This is a genomic window from Mesorhizobium sp. M0217 (assembly GCF_040321955.1).
Lineage (GTDB): Bacteria > Pseudomonadota > Alphaproteobacteria > Rhizobiales > Rhizobiaceae > Mesorhizobium.
In genome coordinates, this window is sequence record NZ_JAMYSN010000052.1 from 1 (window position 1) to 15,905 (window position 15,905).

The window sequence follows — 15,905 nt, forward strand, 5'->3', positions numbered from 1 at the left end:
GACGACCTGCGCGAGCACAAGAAGCTCGCTCTGCGACAAGCCGCATGACCAGCATCATGGCCGCCCCATTTTGCAGAACTTGACGCACACAACCAACTTAGTAAACGCCGCTTGGTAAGCGATCCTCGACGCGATCGTTCATCGCCACGACGACTTGGGAAACTTGACGGCTGCAGCCTTCTGCCATGTCAAGCTCAAGTCGTTAACAGCGGCCGCCCGGTCATGAGCAGGCATGCGCCCATCCTAGCATATCGCGCTGCCGGTTTCGCAAGGCGCAGCAGCAAGGGGAGGCGACCAGAGCCGATGTGAAGGGGACTAGTCAAGCTAATATTCGCTTGCGCTAATTTAAATGTGCCGTAACGTCATGCTCAGCATTTTTGGGGAGGAGCAACGGTGGGGAGTATGATGAGAGTAGCTGTGTTTTGCGCGGCGATCGTGATCGCTGGGACTGGTGTCGCTATAGCCAAGGAGAAGAAGGTGGTGGTGAGTGACGCCACGGACCTTTGCTCTACGAAGCACTCTGCCAAGAAGCAGGTGCTCGAACTGGACTGCAGGCCGACCGGAACCGCCAAATTGCCGGCCGATGGAACGCCGGAAAAGCCGCGCCTCGGATACGACACCGATCCGTGGCTGGTTAAAGGCCTTTAGAGACTAGCCGCTGGCAATACAGCGCAGCTAAGGGGAATGTGCGCTGGCGGTGAAGCCTTCTTTGTTCTCTCATCGGTGGAACATTGTCGCCTGGAAACGCTTCGGACGGTGCACTGCCCCATCAGTGCAACGTTCCCTTCCTTGTTTGCACTGGCCGGCTGCCGAAAGGTGGCCGGCTTTTTTGTATATAACCGCGACCTGATGTTTGGGATTGTTGATGGACAGCCGCGAGTGGCCGCTGCTGGCCTAGCGTCTAGGATTGGAATATGTAGAGGCGAGATCACCAAGGCAGGGATGACCAGACTAAACAGCGGTTTCGTCTTTTAGCCGCGACGCCGGCGATAATTGAATTCAGAAGGGCGTCGGCCCGGCTGCACAGCTGGGCCAAGGCTGGAAAGAGTTCCGCTCCCGCCCAGCACGATACGCATCGCACCTGGGCGCAAGCGGTACCAATGGCTCGCCTATTCCGCCGCGCCTTTTCGGCAGGAAACCCTCGGCCTCATCACAATGGAGGGCGACATTCGCAGCGCCCTATGGAACCATCCAGAGTGACATAGGCTGTTTCATGGAACTTCCTGATGACATCAGGAGGCCTGTTAAGCATGCCAGTTGTTCGCGCTCGTAGCTCAGATGCAGGTTGGAGCTCTGCCTAGTGCGCCAGTATCGGAAGCGAGAACTAGGAACCGGGAGTGCTGCGGATAGATTGCCGCAGTCGAGCTTTTATCAGAGCATGGCAAGGGCTGCCTTTCTCTCCACGTTGGCGGTCGTCCTGTTGCTCGCGCTATTGCCAGACCACTTGCTGCACGCGTTGGCCTTTACGTCTCATCACGACAAGCTCAACCACGCCGCCGCGTTCGCCACCTTGTCGGCTTTGGGTAGCCTCGGCTGGCCCCAACAGGTGGTCCGGCTGGCGGTTCTACTTGCTTTTACGGGCGCAGCGATCGAAATCCTTCAAAGCGTCACAGGGCGTGACATGAGTGTCTTCGACTGGTTTGCCGACTGCGCCGGAATGGCATACGGGCTGAGAACCATGAGCTGGGTGAACGAGATTCTGGGCGAACCGGTTATTTGATCGCCACAGCTCCGCCTTACCGCCGCCGTCTTGGCCCACTTGCCAGCCTCACGCCCGCGGCCGCCTTCGAACCCTCGCTATTTTTAATTTCCGACGCAAAGGCCGATGGGTTTCAGGGCCGCTCACCATTTAGACTTAGGTCCGATTCTTTCCCGCAAATGGCCGAATCCGGAAACATTTCTCCTTCTACTTTGTTGCAGTGGCCGTGCCGCTGAGGAGAACATGCACAGTGCCTCTATCAAATGAACTGCGCGACGTACCTTTAGAATTCCAATGCCCCTCCTGTTCACGCCCTATGGTGAGAAGGGGATCCTGGCTGAAAACGATTGCCGGTTTCAAATGCGATAGTTGCAGGTCCAGAGTGCGGATCGGCTACGAAGAGAAGCTGGCCATATTCGACCGGCACCTTAAGCGAGGCGCGCCGGATCTGGGCCGACGACCAATGGAGTGCGATCCCGGCAACGGTTCCTGAGAGTGTGTCGGCAATTCAAGCTCCAACTGCTTGCGGTCTGCCGCAAGTCCAAGCTTTCATCTGGTCGCAGGGTCAGGCGGCTCTTTCGTCCGCACGGAACCGATGATGGCGAGAGGTTTCGATGCGTCGGAGCACCGAGCAGGTCTACACGTTTTTCGTAGCGACCACCAATCTCTAGCTGACCACTTCAACGCTTTGACGAGGTGCGAGCAACTTGATTTTCAATAGTCTTTTTCGGGCCAACATGCGCGCCGCCTCTGCGATGCGGCCTCCGTAAGCATCGGCGACGAATGATAGCGTCGACAGGTCAATAATGAGGTCGTCGATCGCGCCCGCCAAGACACTGGACCCGCGCCCAAATTGATGCACCAGCGCCCGCACTTCCTTAAGTGCCGTCGAGGCTTCACCCGCATCCAGCAGCGCCTCGATGTCATCGAAAATCTGCATCCCGACCCTCCCGCTTGAAAACGATGGCAATTTCGCGCGAAAAGAAAGCGCCTGCCAAGGTGCTCGCGCACGAAGGCGGCTATTCAGACAACAAGAAAGCCCTGGTGGACCCACGATGAAGGGCGTCCATGGAGGGCGTTCAGCGAGACGCAACCGAGATCCGGCGCAACATTAAACGACAGCGATGCTTGAGCCGCGCTCTCTTACGAGCAATCCGAGCAGCGCCCAGCCGCCAGCCGATCGAAGATGTACGCCAAGACCGACAAGCTGGTGCAGCGTTTTGCCAAGGCTGAAGACGCGGTGAATCGCTCAGCGAAGACATGACCGGGGTGAAGGCGGCCACTGCCGAGGTGACCCGGTGGAAGTTGATGGGCCTCGGCGCATTCGGCTCACTGCATCGCAGCGGCGGCGCTCGCGTCGCTAGTTACGCCCTATTGGTCCTATCTGGCGCGTGCTGCGTGGCGGATCACGAGTTCTATCCGTGCTGCTAAGTCAGCAGAATTCCACACCACCTCCGGATAGGCCGTCTAGATCCGGTAACCGCACATTCTTGAGCACATTGTACGATTGTTACGCAAAGCAGCGGCCGCATCGACTCTCATCATCTTGGAACTACATTGCCACAATGGCACAGCTCTTTGAATCCGCCCCAGTGAGCGCTTCATTTCAGATGATCGTGGACCACTATGAGACAGCGGTTTCACTCCAGGAGCGCATTGTGACTCGCGCTCGACAAGTCGGCTTGTCAACGAAAAGCGATGACGAATTCCTGGAGTATCTGAATGCCGTCTTAGCGCGGGCGCGCCAAAGCTTGGCTCGCGCTGATCAACGCAGTTGTTAATAAATGGGACATCCGCGGCCCGCAGGCATACAGTGTGCTATCGACGGCAACTCTAAGGGCGTCCGTCGGCTGTGAGCGATCAACATGCTTCCGCCCCAATAGGGAGAGGGAGCTATGACAGACTCCAGTTCACGAACTCACACTGCCGCGCAATGCGACACCCGCCAAAATTCCATCTATCGCAATTCGCTGCTGCTTCGAATGTGCTCGGCAGATTTGGCCTTGCTGCAACCTCATTTGGAAAGCGTCTCCCTTGGACTGAAGACGCATCTCGAAGTGGCGGGGTCTCCAATCAGAACCGTGTACTTCTTCGAGAGCGGTCTCGGGTCAGTGGTGGGCGAACTGCGGCCTGGTATTGAAGCTGAGATCGGAATCATAGGTTGTGAGGGTATGACCGGCTCAGCGCTTATCATGGGCGATGACCGGTCAACGCACGATTGTTACGTCCAATTAGAGGCCCGAGCCTTTGTTATCGACGCGGGCCTCTTCACCAAGGCGCTTTTGACAAGCCCAACCCTGCGAAGTTTTCTGCTCCGCTACGTTCACTACTTTCACCTCCAGGCAAGCTTCACCGCGCTCAGCAATGCCCGGATGAACATCGTCGACAGGCTCTCAAGATGGCTGGTGATGTGCGATGATCGCGTCGACGGGAACAGCTTTGCGATTACGCACGAGTTCTTGTCAGTTATGCTCGGTGTCAGGCGGCCCGGCGTCACCATAGCGCTGCAAACCTTGGAGGGCCAAGGTCTGATACGCTCAATGCGAGGAGAGGTAGTCATTCTTGACCGAGCGCGTCTGATTGCGCTGGCTGATGGGTCATATGGCAGGGCTGAAGCCGAATACGCTCGGCTAGTCGGCAAACTGCATTGACCCCAGACGCCGCGCCCGTGGCACTATCCTGAGTGCCCCTGCAACGGAGCCCGCCGGCTGAGCCACGGTGTTTTTGCGTCAGGCGGGAACATTCCCGCTCTGAGGCTGTTTGGCCACAGCTGGCTCGTTCTTCAGCGGTCCGTGCCGGTGACCAAGATGTCCTCTCCACTCGTCATGGTCGGCCCGCGCAGCCTCCGAAGCAGGCGCGGGCCATCCCTGCAGCGTCGCCAGACGTCAGCGGGCTTTTTATCATTCGCCGTTTATCATGGAAGATTTGCAAGTTCGCGCCTGCGACGTTGCGCCATTGGATCAACACGTCCATGGGACGATCATCAGGCCTCCGCTCGAAAAGCCGGGTATAGAACTCCTCCGCTTTGTCCATCCTTGGCGAGCACGGCGTAAATTCCTTGGATTTGCATTCAAAAATTGATTCCACCCATAATGAGCAAAGGGCGGGTCCCGTTCCAAAATGGGGTGTTTGCGGCAACCTGCTTTGTACGTTTCCGGCTCTTGCCTTTTTCGGAAAGTGACCCACAGAATAGCTGGTGAGGTTCTATCTCTCTGGGAGGATGGGATGGACGTTCAAGCACCTGTTCGGCCTGTGCAGCAAACGGCCAAGGAGCTGGTCCGCGAGGTCCTGTTGGGTTCTCAACCGGGCAATATAATTTCCCTGAAGGCGACCATTGCAGCGGTGCGCGAGCGCGGCCATGATCTTCGTGAGACTGACTGCCAGTTGGTCGGAATGATCGTCAATTCAGCCTCCGTTTGGGGACTGTTCATCGCCTTTGACGTTCGAGAGGCTTGATGCCCCACCGCTGGTTCAACCCTCCGGTTTATGTGAAGACTGAGCGCCCGGGGCTTCGCCTTGGTGTCAACCGAGTTGATGCCGCCGCGGAGGAGCTTCTAAAGTGGTCCAATCGTGGCCCCAAGTGGCGGCTGGCGGCTGAGGCTTGCCTATCTGCGATGGATGGCAAAATGCCGGGTAACGACTTCCGGCTGCTGTTCGAAGCCGCAGCCGATGAAGAGGAGATGCTACTGCCGGATTAACAACGCTATACGGACGGGACCATGCGCGTCTGTTCGCGTTGGCGGTCGGCGAATTAACTTGAATAATCTGACGCAAACGGCTGTGGCCATTGCTCTGTTTTGACCTTTTGTGTTACCTATTGTGCTTCGTTCCCGAGCTTCCTTTTCGATCCCTTGAAGAATACCGGAAAGAACGGGTTCGCGATGTCCGACACCAGAACAATAAGCGAATCGGAACGACCCCGGCGAAAATCAATTGCTTGTCGATTGAACTGAAATCCGATCGACCTTACAGCCTCGTTCACGCGGGTTCGGGTATCCTCCCTCACGTCGCCTGTACGCTCGAATTTCTGCTTTTGGGATCCGCTGGGGCCAGCTCAAAGACCGACGAGGCGCTTAGCCGACTGGCGGCTCATCACGAGAGCGGTCCGGCAGCTTTAGGAGTAGTAGATTTGCAATATGGGTGCCAACTATTCGTCCCAATTGGGACAGGCTGCGGCCGGCAAGCTGCGCCTAGGTCTCACAAAAGGCTCAGGCGTTGGCATCGGAAAAGAGGCGGCTGCTAATTCTGAATGACCGATATGAGGCGCATGCGGTCCGGCAGTATATGGAACGAGAGCAGAAGGTCTGCTTCTGGTGCAAACCAGCGGAAAGGTGCCATTCCGCTGGTGGCGCGATCTTGGCCGCAACGACGTTGGTTGCCGCTGCCTGAAAGCAGACACGGTGGTACCGCGTTGGCAGCTTTGGCGCCTCAAAGCGATATTGAGGCTCAGGACGGTTTTAATCTCACCTCGACCAATCAGCTTGGAAAAGCGGCGATAGTCCGGATGCTCGTACCGCCAGCGGCCGGCGGAGATCGCAGGATGCACGCCAGCTTCCTGCGCCGCCTCCAACACCTCCTCCGTGCTGTTGTCCTTGTCGGTGCAAACGAGCCAGCCTCCGCTTCTATGGTTTCCGAACGAACTAAAATGATCTTGAGAAAACCATTATCAAATGCGCGTCCCGAAATGGGGGCGAAGGCGATGCGAGCGCATCGGAGCGGAAGTTCTATGCCGGCGACCCTCCGCGGAAGTCGGTGCGAAACTCCTGCCACAGCCCGCAACCGGAACATCACATGTGCTGGTGCATTGCTAGTGAACGCCAATTCGACTGGGGCGAAAAATGCATCGCGGGATCACAAATGCATGGGCAATGGTGCGAGAAGCCGTCGTTGGGTTCGTCAACGACAATGCTCTCAGCCATGGCGCAGCAATCGCTTTTTATGCCACAACATCGTTGGCGCCAATTCTGCTCATCGTGGTTGCAATTGCGGGTCTCGCATTCGGTCACGAGGCAGCGCAAGCGGCATTGTCCGCCCAAATCACAGGGATGATGGGTACAGAAAGCGCAAATATCCTGCAAACCGCACTGAAGAGCGCATCCGAAAAGCCATCCGGCGGCACTTGGCCGGCGGTGATTGGCATCATCACCTTGCTTGTGAGCGCTTCCGGGGTCTTCGGCGAAATACAGCAGTCTTTGAACATGATATGGAAGGTCGAAGCGCAGGGAAGTTCGTTGTCGCGCCTGGTGCGCGCACGTGCGGTAAGTCTGGGACTGGTCACCGCACTTGGCTTCATGTTGCTCGTCTCTCTAGTCGCGAGCGCGGCGATTTCGGCCCTAGGCAACCTCATCAACGCACAGTTGCCGTTCGGGACACTTGTCCTGGGCGTTATCAACGCGGTCGTTTCTTTTGTCCTCCTCGCAGCTATTTTCGCTGCCATCTTCAAGATCTTGCCTGATCGAACCCTGGAATGGCGGGATGTCTGGATTGGCGCTGTTGTGACTGCTGCCCTGTTCACGCTCGGGAAATCGCTTATCGGTTGGTATATAGGCTCCAGCGCGGTCGCGGCCTCATATGGGGCCGCCGGTGGGCTGCTCGTCATCCTGTTGTGGGCTTACTACTCGGCGGAAATTTTTCTTTTTGGTGCGGAAATCACTCGCGCCTATTCCATTCGACACGGCAGCAGGTCCGATCAGGAAGCTGTGCTTCACAATGGTTGACCTGCAAGAGATGCCACTATCGCCGGCTGATCCCCGGTCCTGATCGCGTACTCTGATCAGGTCTAGGCTCGCCGGGATCGAGGTGGTTGGGGTCTTCGCCCGGCGAGCTGTCCACCTGCACGGAAAGTACTGGCCGTGGGTTTGCCCATCAGCCGTGACTTATGCAATATCGGTGCGGTTAAGCCCACAAGCATGCCCAACTGCACCGGCCATTCCCTACGGCTGCGTATGGTCTTCGCGCTCGGCAATTTTTTCCAAGAGCTTCCGTGAAGCCTCTAGGACACGGCGCGTCTCTTGGATGGTCGATTGTAGGGATTCAAGTTCTCTCTCCGCCCATCGCTGGCTACGGCGGGCGCCTTCGACGAACTGGTGGTCAGATTCCCATTTGTCTTTCATGCCTCTCAACGAGCGAGCCGGGGAACTCGTTCTAGTATACTCAAGGCCGATTGCCCGCTGGCTCACGCTGGCGGGCTTTTTTGCGTCAGTCGGGAACATCCTCACCCTGAGGCTGTTCGGTCACACCCGGCTCGTTCTTAAGCGGTCCTGCCGGTGACCAAGATCGCCCCTCACTCATCATGGTCGGCCCGCGCTCGGAAGCAAGCGCGGGCCATCCCTGAACAAGTCCGGGGCAACCGGCCAGGCAATTGCAGCATCGATGGTGGCCGCCGGCCGCCTTGACCGAACTTGCGGGCCAATTCCTCCTAGGTTGACGACGAAATATCGGTAGCAATTTCTACAATTTTCAATTTGGCTGGAAACCCTTTCTACCCGCAAGCGTTGAATTAGCACGGCTGCATTCAAGCAGTTGCATTCGGAGGAATTTTGATGAATTCGAAAATGCTCATTCTCGGCGCGACATTTGCCCTTATGACCGGATCGGCCTTTGCCGGCAGTTCCACTGGCACGTCTGCGCTCGACGATCCTGCAAAAATGTCTCCTTTCTTCACGGACAGCAGCATGAAGACCATGAAGTCTGAGGCCGAAGCGAAAACCGCTTGGTCGGCTATGTCTCAGGAGGATAAGGACGCGGTGATGAAGGACTGCGCTGACGCAGATATTGCGAAGGCCCATGAAAACTTCTGCAAAGCTGCGATGATGATGGGCAAATAGACCCAACACCTAGCTTAGTATAATACGCGCCCGCTGGCCCCGGCCGGCGGGCTTTTTAGTTTTGCCCTCGGAACTTGGGTCAATTCGCACAGTTGCTCCCCTGGGATGGCGCGGGCCGCCTCGAATCTGAAATTCTGTCAATCGCCCGACGCGGCTGCTGCCCTCCCTGCCGCGAGCCGGAATGCATAACGATTGCGGATGTGGCTGTTAAAATAGACGCCCTTGGCAAAGGCAGCTTTGCCCTCAGCAGGTACGTCCAAAAACTCGTAATGCTTCCCGCTCGCTACAAACCAAACCGAGAGAACCCTGGTGTTCGGGTCATAGTCGAACTTGCGTATCGAAGTCGACGGCATGGTATGCCATCCAAACTCAGCTAGCCGAGTTGGATCGCCAGCTACAGGCTGAAACTGTATTCGAATATGTGGCCGCGCTTTTCGTCGGCAACCCTGATCCAGATGGGCTCGGTGGTGCGCAGAGTGATGTCGCGCTCTGTCGCTTCCCGCGCCGCCCTGATCGGCGTTGTCGCGTTGACGATGTGGGTAGCCGTCACGGTATCGCCGTCCATTTCCTCAACGTGGTATTTCGGCACTTTTGTTCCTAGGCGTCTAGTTCGATAGGCTGATCGTGATCCGGATCGGAATGATAAGCGACCTGGCGAAAATCGCACATGTCGATCTGTTGGCCGCAAACAGGGCAAGGCATGAAATGATCGAGCTCGCTCGCGGGCGGGCCTTCATGTCGGTGCCCAATTATTGGTCTGCCGAGATCCGATAGCCTGGTCATTATTTCCGCAGAGCCTTCGCTTCTCGCTCCAGCGTTTCGCGTTGGTTGCCGTGCTTCGCGATCAGCTCTTTCACCTGCTGGGGTGTGATGCCGGTCTTTGTTGCGAAATACTCGACTTCATAATCCTCATCGGCCGAGACCCGGTCCCGATCGCGGAAGTCCCGCTTGCTCTTGTCGTCGGCCATATCGATTCCTCCTTCGCTCATCCCGCAACGCCGAGTTGACGAGTTTGTTGCACCCAAGAGGCTGATTTCCAGTTTCGGAACTATTTTAGCTTAATCTTATTGAATCGCCGGAGGGCGGATCAGTGCATGCGTTTGAAGTTCATCGAGCCGTTGATGCCGACCCTTGTGGAGAACCCTCCCGAGGGTGAAGGCTGGACCCACGAGGTCAAGTTCGACGGCTACCGATCGCAGATGATCATCGATGAAGACGGCACACGCATTTATACGCGCAACGGCCACGACTGGACGGCGAAATATCGCGACCTGGTGAGAGAGGCCAAGCGCCTTGGTGCCGAAAGCGCCATTGTCGACGGCGAGATAGTCGTTCTGAACGACAAGGGCCTTTCGGACTTCGCAGCGCTGCGCAAAGCCATTACCCGCCGGCAGCACGACTTGTATTTTGTTGCCTTTGATCTGCTTCATCTTAACGGCCACGATCTGCGCGATATGGCGCTAGAGGAGCGGCGCGAGATCCTGGCCGGCATGATCGAGCCCGGCGGGCGTATTCAGTTCAGCGAGCCCTTGCCGGGGGAAGCCAAGGCCATCTTTCACTTGCTCGACAAGGCCGGACTTGAAGGCATGGTGTCGAAGCGGAAGGACAGCAAATACCGAAGCGGTCCGTCGACCAACTGGCTGAAGGCCAAGTGCTATGCGATTGACGAGTTCGATCTGCTCGGCGTCGAGCGTGAAGCGGGCAAGCCGGCTTTCGCTCTGATGGCTGAGCGCGGCACCGGGCGCTATGTCGGCAGCGCATTCGTCACCTTGAACCGGGAAATGCGCGAGAGGCTATGGAAACGCGTCCAGGAGCACCCAGGCACGGCGCCCAAGGGCGTCATGAAGCGGCCTGCGACGCAATGGGTCAAGCCGGGCTGATCGGCCGCGTGAAGCACTTGCGTGTGGAGGATGACCTGCGGCATGCATCGCTGCAGGACTTCCGCGAGGAGAACAAATAGCAGCTCCACAACTGGCCATCGCTTTTGCGAGAGGCGCGCATCCCAACGCCGCAAAGGCCGAGCTGAACGCGATACCGCAGGAACTCGCCTCACGCTGATCAACGGTTAACACGGCTAAGGACGCCTAACACTGTCATTGCAAAGAATAGGAAAGGAGTTTTTAGACATTCATTCATCTATCCGTGCTTTCTAATGAGCTATGTCTTTCAGCACCTTCACCCGGATATTGGAGGATGTCGTGGATGATAATTGATGCCGCCAGCGGAGGTTTCCGCATGGCACATCTTACCGCCGACTACGCCTATCTGATCGCGTTCCCGTTTTTCGATCAATACCCAATCAATCACTCAACGACTGTCACCGTCCCGCTGGTTGCGAGCAAAATCCCGCCGGCCTTGGTTTGGAAAAGGGGCCATCCTGGATGCGAATTATGACAAAGATTTTTGAGATCCTGGTGGGAAGCATGGCGATTGGAGCCGTTCTCGCAAATCTTTGCATGCCGGCGAACGCCGCAGTTGGCGACGACGGAACCACTGCCCCCACTGGCACGAGCGGTGCCACTGTCGGAACCGAGTCCCCCGACCATCCGACCAATACGGATCTGCCTCGCATTGTCGACGCTATGTCGAGCGCCGAAATCACTCGGTTCAAGAAGCGCTGCATCGACGTGATCGAGAGCCGGGGCGTTTATGATCGTGACCTGCGCCAGCTCTGCCTGCTGATCTGGCGCCACTAACCAAACCGTTCGCAAGTGCCGGAGCTGTCGACATGACACTCTCCAGTTCCGACAGTAGAGGCCCGCCCACCGAAAGGTTGGCGGGCTTTTAGCTAGCGGCCCTTACCCTACGGTTGGGTAAGTGTTTCCGCCCGATTATCCGCGCCCTAAAAGCGCATCCCCTCGATGCCATCTTCACGCACTTCCCAATCATCCCCACCGTCTAAGTCCGAATGCTTGGCCCTGAAGGTTTCAAGATAGTCGACTATCTGAGGGTCGTTCGGGTCGAACGCTTGCCAATGTGGATCATCATCGACGTTGGCCAGATCGAGAAACTCGGTGATGTCCACCCCGCCATTGAGGGCGGCGACGCCAGAGTTCAAGCCGATGTATCTCAGGTTGAAGTCAAAGCGAAAATCGGGTGACCGGAAGAACTTGGCCCTGTCGCAGTCCGGGAAAGGCCGGGCTCGGAAGTGGTCCATCAAGCGCTGCTTTTCAGCGATGCCTTCAGTAACTGAAATCATGTATGTTTCCGGCCGTGACAGACTTTCGTTGATCCGGCCGGCCGGCTTCCTCATGGCGCCCCAGAGGTGAGGCAAGCCAATTGCAGAGAAGAAATCCTGACCGATCGATTCGCCGGGCCAAAATTTAGGGTTGTATGGTCGAACGACAACACGATCAGGTCCGAGCGCCTCAACAAACGGTCGCAGGATTTCGTAGAAATCAAGTTGATATTCCGCGACTTCGATGGGGCCCGTCAGGTAGTCTTTGACGCATTGCGCATACACGCTCTCAAGCAAGTGATCGAAGCGCCGCAAATAGAACACCACCTTCACCTCGGCGCCAATATCCAACAGACCCTGAAAAAAAGATGGATGAGTGCTGGCTCGCGAAAATTCCTCGCCTGACATCAGCAACGTCTCGCAATCGGAATCGAGTGCGAAGAACGCGCCAACGTTCTGCTCAAACGATTTGCTGTCGTCGTAACCGATTGCGGCTATGCTGTGCTGCGGCCCGAACGCTTCATTGGCCGGGTCGTGGGGGTCGGGGTAATGGATCGAGTTCCCCGCCAACAGATCCCGATTGGAGGCCAGGCTCGCCTGAAGATAAGAGCTTCCAGTCTTGTGAATTCCGCAATGCAAAATAAACTTCTTATAGCGCCTCAATGGCCGCCACTCCCGTTCACTCCTGATTGTTTATCAGGCGCCACTGCGTGCGCTCGGGACCATACCATGGACCGCAGTTGGTGGCATTACTCCGAATGCATACGGCAGGGCAGATGACGGACGCTAGTCCGCGGCGACATTGCGCCGGTGCTTCCAATCGAACGAAATGCCGGCCGGGGCCAGGCGGTAAGTGCTCTCGCCGGAGGTGGATCAGACAGTATGAGCGGCATTGATCTGATCTCCAATCTCGCAGCGACCATGGCTCCGGTCATGGAGCAGATGGGCGTTATCGCAGCTTCAGAACTCGGTCCCGAAACGCTGCAAGATCGAATTCGCGCCGAGGCTTATGCAAGCGGAAGCGTGGTGGTCGGCCGATATGAGGTGGGCTGCGTGGTCACGACGAATGTAGGCACCACGGTCATGCGCCCGCGCTCCCCTCGTCCAGCCCGCTCGAGCTGAAATTGACTGCTCAACGATGGAGGCGGAGAAGGCGCACTAGAGCGGTCCGACCGCTACGGCGATAGCGCCATCAAGACAGCGCTGCTACGTCAGAGCAGCAGGTGAATTGTCACAAGCTCGATGATCAGCAAAACGGCGCACACCGTGCCCGCAAGGGCATAGCCTCTCCAATAGGCACGGATATCCTGATCGGTTTGGAATGCTTCTAGCCAGAGCCCGTCGGGGAAGACGCCAAGGCAAATTGGGATAGGCATCGCGGCTGGCACGATTGTATCAGGTGCTAAAGCATCTCTGCCCAACATGCAGGCGGCTCTCTGACCGCGAAGAACGCATATTAGCCTGCGCTAACTAATGGCGAAAGCCCTTCATCGAAATATCGCCGGCCTGTCCTGATTGTCTCTTTGGTTCTTTCAAACTGGGCAATGGCGTGTCGCCGCAGGAGAGCGGGACAAAGAACAACATCGTCTAGCCCCCTTGACCTGCCAAGAGGCATCTGAACAGGAAAAGGTGACGAAAAGCGCCAGGCGGCGCCGCAAGGCGAAGCTGTGTACGATCTGGAGCTCGCTACCGATCAGGTCATAGCTGGCTCCGGCGCCCCCCAGACCATCTGGCCGCTGGCGAAAATATGCGATCCTGCTAAACTTATCCCGTGTGAACACACATGAATGGGGGCTTTGTGCCGGTATCATATGACCTCATTGGCAAGACAGCCGTCGTAACCGGCGGAGCAAAGAGTATCGGCAAGGCAATCGTAGAGCGCCTTGTAGCGTCGGGTGCTTCAGTGCACGTGTGGGATCGAGATCAGATCGAACTGAAGGGTGTGGTGTCTACGAAGGTCGATATTACCAGCCGCGATCAGGTAACCCATGCGATCAACATGATCGTCGATCGTGGCCTGCGTATAGACTTTCTGGTTAACAACGCCGGTTATCTAGGAACCCTTCACCCGTTTGACCAACACGAACCTGCAGACTGGCGAAGCATCATCGAAACCAATCTGATCGGCACGATGCAAGTGACGCAGTTGGTTTTGCCCCACATGCGAAAATGGGGTGTTGGCCGCATTGTCAATATGGGCTCTTTGGCGGGCAAGGAAGGACTTGCCAACCTTGCCGCCTATTCAGCCTCCAGCGCAGGTATCGTAGTCTTCACAAAGGCGCTTGGGCGTGAGGTTGCCAATACAAACATACGCGTGAACTGCGTCGCTCCTGGGCCAATCGATACTGACATGATCCGAAACCTCGGGGTCGCAGCTGTCGAGACAATGATCGCCGATAGTCCAATGAACCGGCTCGGCCGGGTCGAAGAAGTTGCTCACATGGTGGCCTGGCTGTGCTCGGACGCCAGCAACTTCAATACCGGCGCGGTATTCGACATGTCGGGTGGGCGGGCGCGTTACTAAGCGCCGACTGTCTCGGTGCTTTCAGGTGGCCCGGCGTCACCGTGGACCAAATACTCCCACCCCTAAACGGCGACCTATGTGATCCCCTCATGGCAACTCTGCGGTACGAGGTAAGGCGGGAACCGGATGGGACGTGGACGGTGTTCGACGTGTTCACCGGGCAGCCGGCTATTATGGTGGGCCACCCTTCTGTCGACCTTCCCGACATGGAGTATGCTGAAGAGCTGGCAGCCATCCTGAATGCCAACAACCTGAAGCATAGGCTATATCACGGGAGGTCCCCGAAGGTTCGCCTGACCGAGGTGGCATGACAAGTTAGCCATTCAACCAGCCTTCGTACTGCCCATCCAGGATGGCTCGTCCGATTCCGAGCAAGCATTAGTTATTGAACTACCGACTACGACGGTCTTAAATCGACTTCCCATTGCGTTTCGTAGGGAGGATGTGATGGGCAAGGTGGTGCCAATTCGCAGGGCCACGCCTTGCGTGGAAGTAGTCGGAGCCAGTGGCGAATGGGTAGGGTCGTCCGCATCATAGAGACCGACCAGGAAATTACACGCTCATTCGGCCTGAATCGTTTGCGCTGTCCTTCGCAGAAAGCCAGCGGATACGCCTGCATCTCGACAAAAAGCTCTGGGTGAACGGTGCTAAATCCCCGAGCCGTCCAGTTGCTGGCTGTCTTGCCTCCCCAGGGCGCCGGCATGGAGGCTCGGTTTCGGCAGTAACGTCGAGACGATGCGCTCGACGAGCCTGAAGGTCGATCGTGAAAAATCGGACGCTCAAAGCTCCTGCCTCGGGCCGCGTTCTCGCCGCTCAATGATCGTCGAACTGCCTGCGTAGGTGATCAGGTGAAACCAGACCTATTCCTCGCCCGTCACGCCTCTCTTTCAGCCGTGCGACGACTACATGCTGGCCGCTTTCTGAGGATTTTCACCGCGAAGCTGACGGTCCGCTTGCGGCCCCATCTCAGTCATACCGATCACAGGCAGGGCGTGAAGCGCGCGTCGCATTGCGAGTAGGGAAGGTAGTGTGCTGAGAGTTCTGCAAATTCGCTGAGAGAGGGCGGTCATGGCAGGCTGGTGATGTTCAACGTCACCGATTCCCTGGAAGGAACGCCACCATGACCAAGACAGAAGGTAAATCGACCAGCGCTGCCGTCAAAGACATTCTGCTTTCGAACCCGGAGGGGCTGCACGAAGTGATCCGTGCGGTAATGCAGGAGGTTCTCGAGGCCGAGATGGAGGAGGCGCTGGGTGCTTCGAAGGGCGAACGCACGCCTGAGCGCCTTGGCTATCGCTCGGGTTACTACGGCCGCACCCTGGTCACCCGGGTGGGCAAGCTTGAGCTGCGGGTTCCACAGGACCGGGCGGGTCACTTCTCCACCGAGCTGTTCGAGCGCTACCAGCGTTCGGAGCGGGCCTTGGTGGCAACGCTTGCGGAGATGTATGTCCAGGGCGTGTCGACCCGCAAGGTCAAGGCGATCACGGAAGAGCTGTGCGGTCATGCCTTCTCGGCTTCGTCGATCTCGGCCATCAACAAGCGCTTGGACGAGAGCCTGAAGGCGTTTGCCGAACGACCTCAGGAGCCGTTTCCTTACCTCATCCTCGATGCGCGCTACGAGAAGGTGCGTGAAGCCGGTGTTGTCATGAGCCAGGCGGTGCTGATCGCGGTCGGTAT

General features: G+C 57.3%; 20 protein-coding genes and 1 pseudogene. 15 read left to right on the forward strand and 6 right to left on the reverse strand.

All coding sequences use genetic code 11. The annotated features are described in order from the left end of the window. The first annotated feature begins 402 nt into the window (after positions 1 to 402). Both NKJ18_RS32535 and NKJ18_RS32540 read left to right on the forward strand, forming a co-directional pair. Positions 403 to 648, forward strand: a complete 246-nt coding sequence (locus NKJ18_RS32535; protein ID WP_023673947.1) for a hypothetical protein — start codon at positions 403 to 405, stop codon at positions 646 to 648. A gap of 703 nt (positions 649 to 1,351) precedes the next feature. Continuing rightward, a complete protein-coding gene (locus tag NKJ18_RS32540) occupies positions 1,352 to 1,720 on the forward strand; it encodes a VanZ family protein (protein WP_245261975.1) in 369 nt (122 codons plus the stop codon). Between the two features lie 646 nt (positions 1,721 to 2,366). Here the strand turns inward: NKJ18_RS32540 and NKJ18_RS32545 are convergent. After that, complete coding sequence (locus NKJ18_RS32545; RefSeq protein WP_023690703.1) at positions 2,367 to 2,639, reverse strand: hypothetical protein; 273 nt, start codon at positions 2,637 to 2,639, stop codon at positions 2,367 to 2,369. Positions 2,640 to 3,007: 368 nt separating this feature from the next. Between NKJ18_RS32545 and NKJ18_RS32550 the strand changes: the two genes are divergently transcribed. The 6 genes from NKJ18_RS32550 to NKJ18_RS32575 all read left to right on the forward strand — a co-directional run bounded on the left by NKJ18_RS32550 (position 3,008) and on the right by NKJ18_RS32575 (position 8,526). Beyond that, the gene (locus NKJ18_RS32550) at positions 3,008 to 3,130 is read left to right on the forward strand and encodes a hypothetical protein (protein WP_245261978.1); all 123 of its coding nucleotides are present in this window, start codon (positions 3,008 to 3,010) and stop codon (positions 3,128 to 3,130) included. Positions 3,131 to 3,594: 464 nt separating this feature from the next. After that, entirely contained in the window at positions 3,595 to 4,350 is a 756-nt protein-coding gene (locus NKJ18_RS32555; RefSeq protein ID WP_023706251.1) for a Crp/Fnr family transcriptional regulator, read from the forward strand. A gap of 574 nt (positions 4,351 to 4,924) precedes the next feature. Further along, positions 4,925 to 5,155, forward strand: a complete 231-nt coding sequence (locus NKJ18_RS32560) for a hypothetical protein (RefSeq protein ID WP_023690600.1) — start codon at positions 4,925 to 4,927, stop codon at positions 5,153 to 5,155. Beyond that, positions 5,155 to 5,397, forward strand: coding sequence for a DUF982 domain-containing protein (locus NKJ18_RS32565; RefSeq protein ID WP_023669677.1), 243 nt, complete (start codon positions 5,155 to 5,157; stop codon positions 5,395 to 5,397). The genes NKJ18_RS32560 and NKJ18_RS32565 overlap by 1 nt, the downstream gene beginning before the upstream one ends. Positions 5,398 to 6,537: 1,140 nt before the next feature. Further along, positions 6,538 to 7,416: a YihY/virulence factor BrkB family protein gene (locus NKJ18_RS32570; protein WP_352522209.1), complete on the forward strand. Its 879-nt coding sequence runs from the start codon at positions 6,538 to 6,540 to the stop codon at positions 7,414 to 7,416. Positions 7,417 to 8,241: 825 nt separating this feature from the next. After that, positions 8,242 to 8,526, forward strand: coding sequence for a hypothetical protein (locus NKJ18_RS32575; RefSeq protein WP_023673895.1), 285 nt, complete (start codon positions 8,242 to 8,244; stop codon positions 8,524 to 8,526). Positions 8,527 to 8,663: 137 nt separating this feature from the next. On the opposite strand, the gene NKJ18_RS32580 is transcribed toward NKJ18_RS32575, so the two are convergent. The 3 genes from NKJ18_RS32580 to NKJ18_RS32590 form a co-directional block, all read right to left on the reverse strand. After that, positions 8,664 to 8,879, reverse strand: a complete 216-nt coding sequence (locus NKJ18_RS32580; RefSeq protein WP_352761546.1) for a KTSC domain-containing protein — start codon at positions 8,877 to 8,879, stop codon at positions 8,664 to 8,666. Between the two features lie 41 nt (positions 8,880 to 8,920). Beyond that, on the reverse strand, positions 8,921 to 9,115 hold the full coding sequence (locus NKJ18_RS32585; RefSeq protein WP_023699326.1) for a hypothetical protein: 195 nt from the start codon (positions 9,113 to 9,115) through the stop codon (positions 8,921 to 8,923). Between the two features lie 193 nt (positions 9,116 to 9,308). Then, positions 9,309 to 9,494, reverse strand: coding sequence for a DUF3606 domain-containing protein (locus NKJ18_RS32590; protein ID WP_023815822.1), 186 nt, complete (start codon positions 9,492 to 9,494; stop codon positions 9,309 to 9,311). Between the two features lie 126 nt (positions 9,495 to 9,620). Here NKJ18_RS32590 and NKJ18_RS32595 point away from each other — a divergent pair. The 3 genes and pseudogenes from NKJ18_RS32595 (at position 9,621) to NKJ18_RS32605 (ending at position 11,222) form a co-directional block, all read left to right on the forward strand. Beyond that, a pseudogene (locus NKJ18_RS32595) lies at positions 9,621 to 10,486 on the forward strand (ATP-dependent DNA ligase). A gap of 275 nt (positions 10,487 to 10,761) precedes the next feature. Next, on the forward strand, positions 10,762 to 10,920 hold the full coding sequence (locus NKJ18_RS32600; RefSeq protein WP_155929886.1) for a hypothetical protein: 159 nt from the start codon (positions 10,762 to 10,764) through the stop codon (positions 10,918 to 10,920). After that, positions 10,917 to 11,222: a hypothetical protein gene (locus NKJ18_RS32605; protein WP_023673877.1), complete on the forward strand. Its 306-nt coding sequence runs from the start codon at positions 10,917 to 10,919 to the stop codon at positions 11,220 to 11,222. Before NKJ18_RS32600 ends, NKJ18_RS32605 begins: the two co-directional genes overlap by 4 nt. A 146-nt stretch (positions 11,223 to 11,368) precedes the next feature. Here NKJ18_RS32605 and NKJ18_RS32610 read toward each other — a convergent pair whose 3' ends face one another. Then, positions 11,369 to 12,367, reverse strand: a complete 999-nt coding sequence (locus NKJ18_RS32610; RefSeq protein ID WP_023690590.1) for a hypothetical protein — start codon at positions 12,365 to 12,367, stop codon at positions 11,369 to 11,371. Positions 12,368 to 12,586: 219 nt separating this feature from the next. On the opposite strand from NKJ18_RS32610, the gene NKJ18_RS32615 reads away from it, so the two are divergent. Then, positions 12,587 to 12,826, forward strand: coding sequence for a hypothetical protein (locus NKJ18_RS32615; protein ID WP_023695015.1), 240 nt, complete (start codon positions 12,587 to 12,589; stop codon positions 12,824 to 12,826). An 89-nt stretch (positions 12,827 to 12,915) separates the two neighbouring features. Here the strand turns inward: NKJ18_RS32615 and NKJ18_RS32620 are convergent, their stop codons facing one another. Beyond that, entirely contained in the window at positions 12,916 to 13,128 is a 213-nt protein-coding gene (locus tag NKJ18_RS32620) for a hypothetical protein (protein WP_023695016.1), read from the reverse strand. A gap of 359 nt (positions 13,129 to 13,487) precedes the next feature. Here NKJ18_RS32620 and NKJ18_RS32625 point away from each other — a divergent pair, with 359 nt between their 5' ends. The 3 genes from NKJ18_RS32625 to NKJ18_RS32635 all read left to right on the forward strand — a co-directional run. Continuing rightward, positions 13,488 to 14,228: an SDR family NAD(P)-dependent oxidoreductase gene (locus NKJ18_RS32625; RefSeq protein WP_352761549.1), complete on the forward strand. Its 741-nt coding sequence runs from the start codon at positions 13,488 to 13,490 to the stop codon at positions 14,226 to 14,228. Between the two features lie 140 nt (positions 14,229 to 14,368). Continuing rightward, complete coding sequence (locus tag NKJ18_RS32630) at positions 14,369 to 14,539, forward strand: hypothetical protein (RefSeq protein WP_245262835.1); 171 nt, start codon at positions 14,369 to 14,371, stop codon at positions 14,537 to 14,539. 809 nt (positions 14,540 to 15,348) lie between these two features. Then, positions 15,349 to 15,905, forward strand: a 557-nt coding sequence (locus NKJ18_RS32635) for an IS256 family transposase (RefSeq protein WP_352761551.1), incomplete at its 3' end; no start/stop codon positions are given.

Excerpts from the sequence above, each read along its gene's own strand:
- NKJ18_RS32535 (WP_023673947.1), top strand. The coding sequence starts at position 403 with ATGATGAGAGTAGCTGTGTTTTGCGCGGCGATCGTGATCGCTGGGACT.
- NKJ18_RS32545 (WP_023690703.1), bottom strand. The coding sequence starts at position 2,639 with ATGCAGATTTTCGATGACATCGAGGCGCTGCTGGATGCGGGTGAAGCC.
- NKJ18_RS32550 (WP_245261978.1), top strand. The coding sequence starts at position 3,008 with ATGGGCCTCGGCGCATTCGGCTCACTGCATCGCAGCGGCGGCGCTCGC.
- NKJ18_RS32555 (WP_023706251.1), top strand. The coding sequence starts at position 3,595 with ATGACAGACTCCAGTTCACGAACTCACACTGCCGCGCAATGCGACACC.
- NKJ18_RS32560 (WP_023690600.1), top strand. The coding sequence starts at position 4,925 with ATGGACGTTCAAGCACCTGTTCGGCCTGTGCAGCAAACGGCCAAGGAG.
- NKJ18_RS32565 (WP_023669677.1), top strand. The coding sequence starts at position 5,155 with ATGCCCCACCGCTGGTTCAACCCTCCGGTTTATGTGAAGACTGAGCGC.
- NKJ18_RS32570 (WP_352522209.1), top strand. The coding sequence starts at position 6,538 with ATGCATCGCGGGATCACAAATGCATGGGCAATGGTGCGAGAAGCCGTC.
- NKJ18_RS32575 (WP_023673895.1), top strand. The coding sequence starts at position 8,242 with ATGAATTCGAAAATGCTCATTCTCGGCGCGACATTTGCCCTTATGACC.
- NKJ18_RS32580 (WP_352761546.1), bottom strand. The coding sequence starts at position 8,879 with ATGCCGTCGACTTCGATACGCAAGTTCGACTATGACCCGAACACCAGG.
- NKJ18_RS32590 (WP_023815822.1), bottom strand. The coding sequence starts at position 9,494 with ATGGCCGACGACAAGAGCAAGCGGGACTTCCGCGATCGGGACCGGGTC.
- NKJ18_RS32600 (WP_155929886.1), top strand. The coding sequence starts at position 10,762 with ATGGCACATCTTACCGCCGACTACGCCTATCTGATCGCGTTCCCGTTT.
- NKJ18_RS32605 (WP_023673877.1), top strand. The coding sequence starts at position 10,917 with ATGACAAAGATTTTTGAGATCCTGGTGGGAAGCATGGCGATTGGAGCC.
- NKJ18_RS32615 (WP_023695015.1), top strand. The coding sequence starts at position 12,587 with ATGAGCGGCATTGATCTGATCTCCAATCTCGCAGCGACCATGGCTCCG.
- NKJ18_RS32620 (WP_023695016.1), bottom strand. The coding sequence starts at position 13,128 with ATGTTGGGCAGAGATGCTTTAGCACCTGATACAATCGTGCCAGCCGCG.
- NKJ18_RS32625 (WP_352761549.1), top strand. The coding sequence starts at position 13,488 with ATGAATGGGGGCTTTGTGCCGGTATCATATGACCTCATTGGCAAGACA.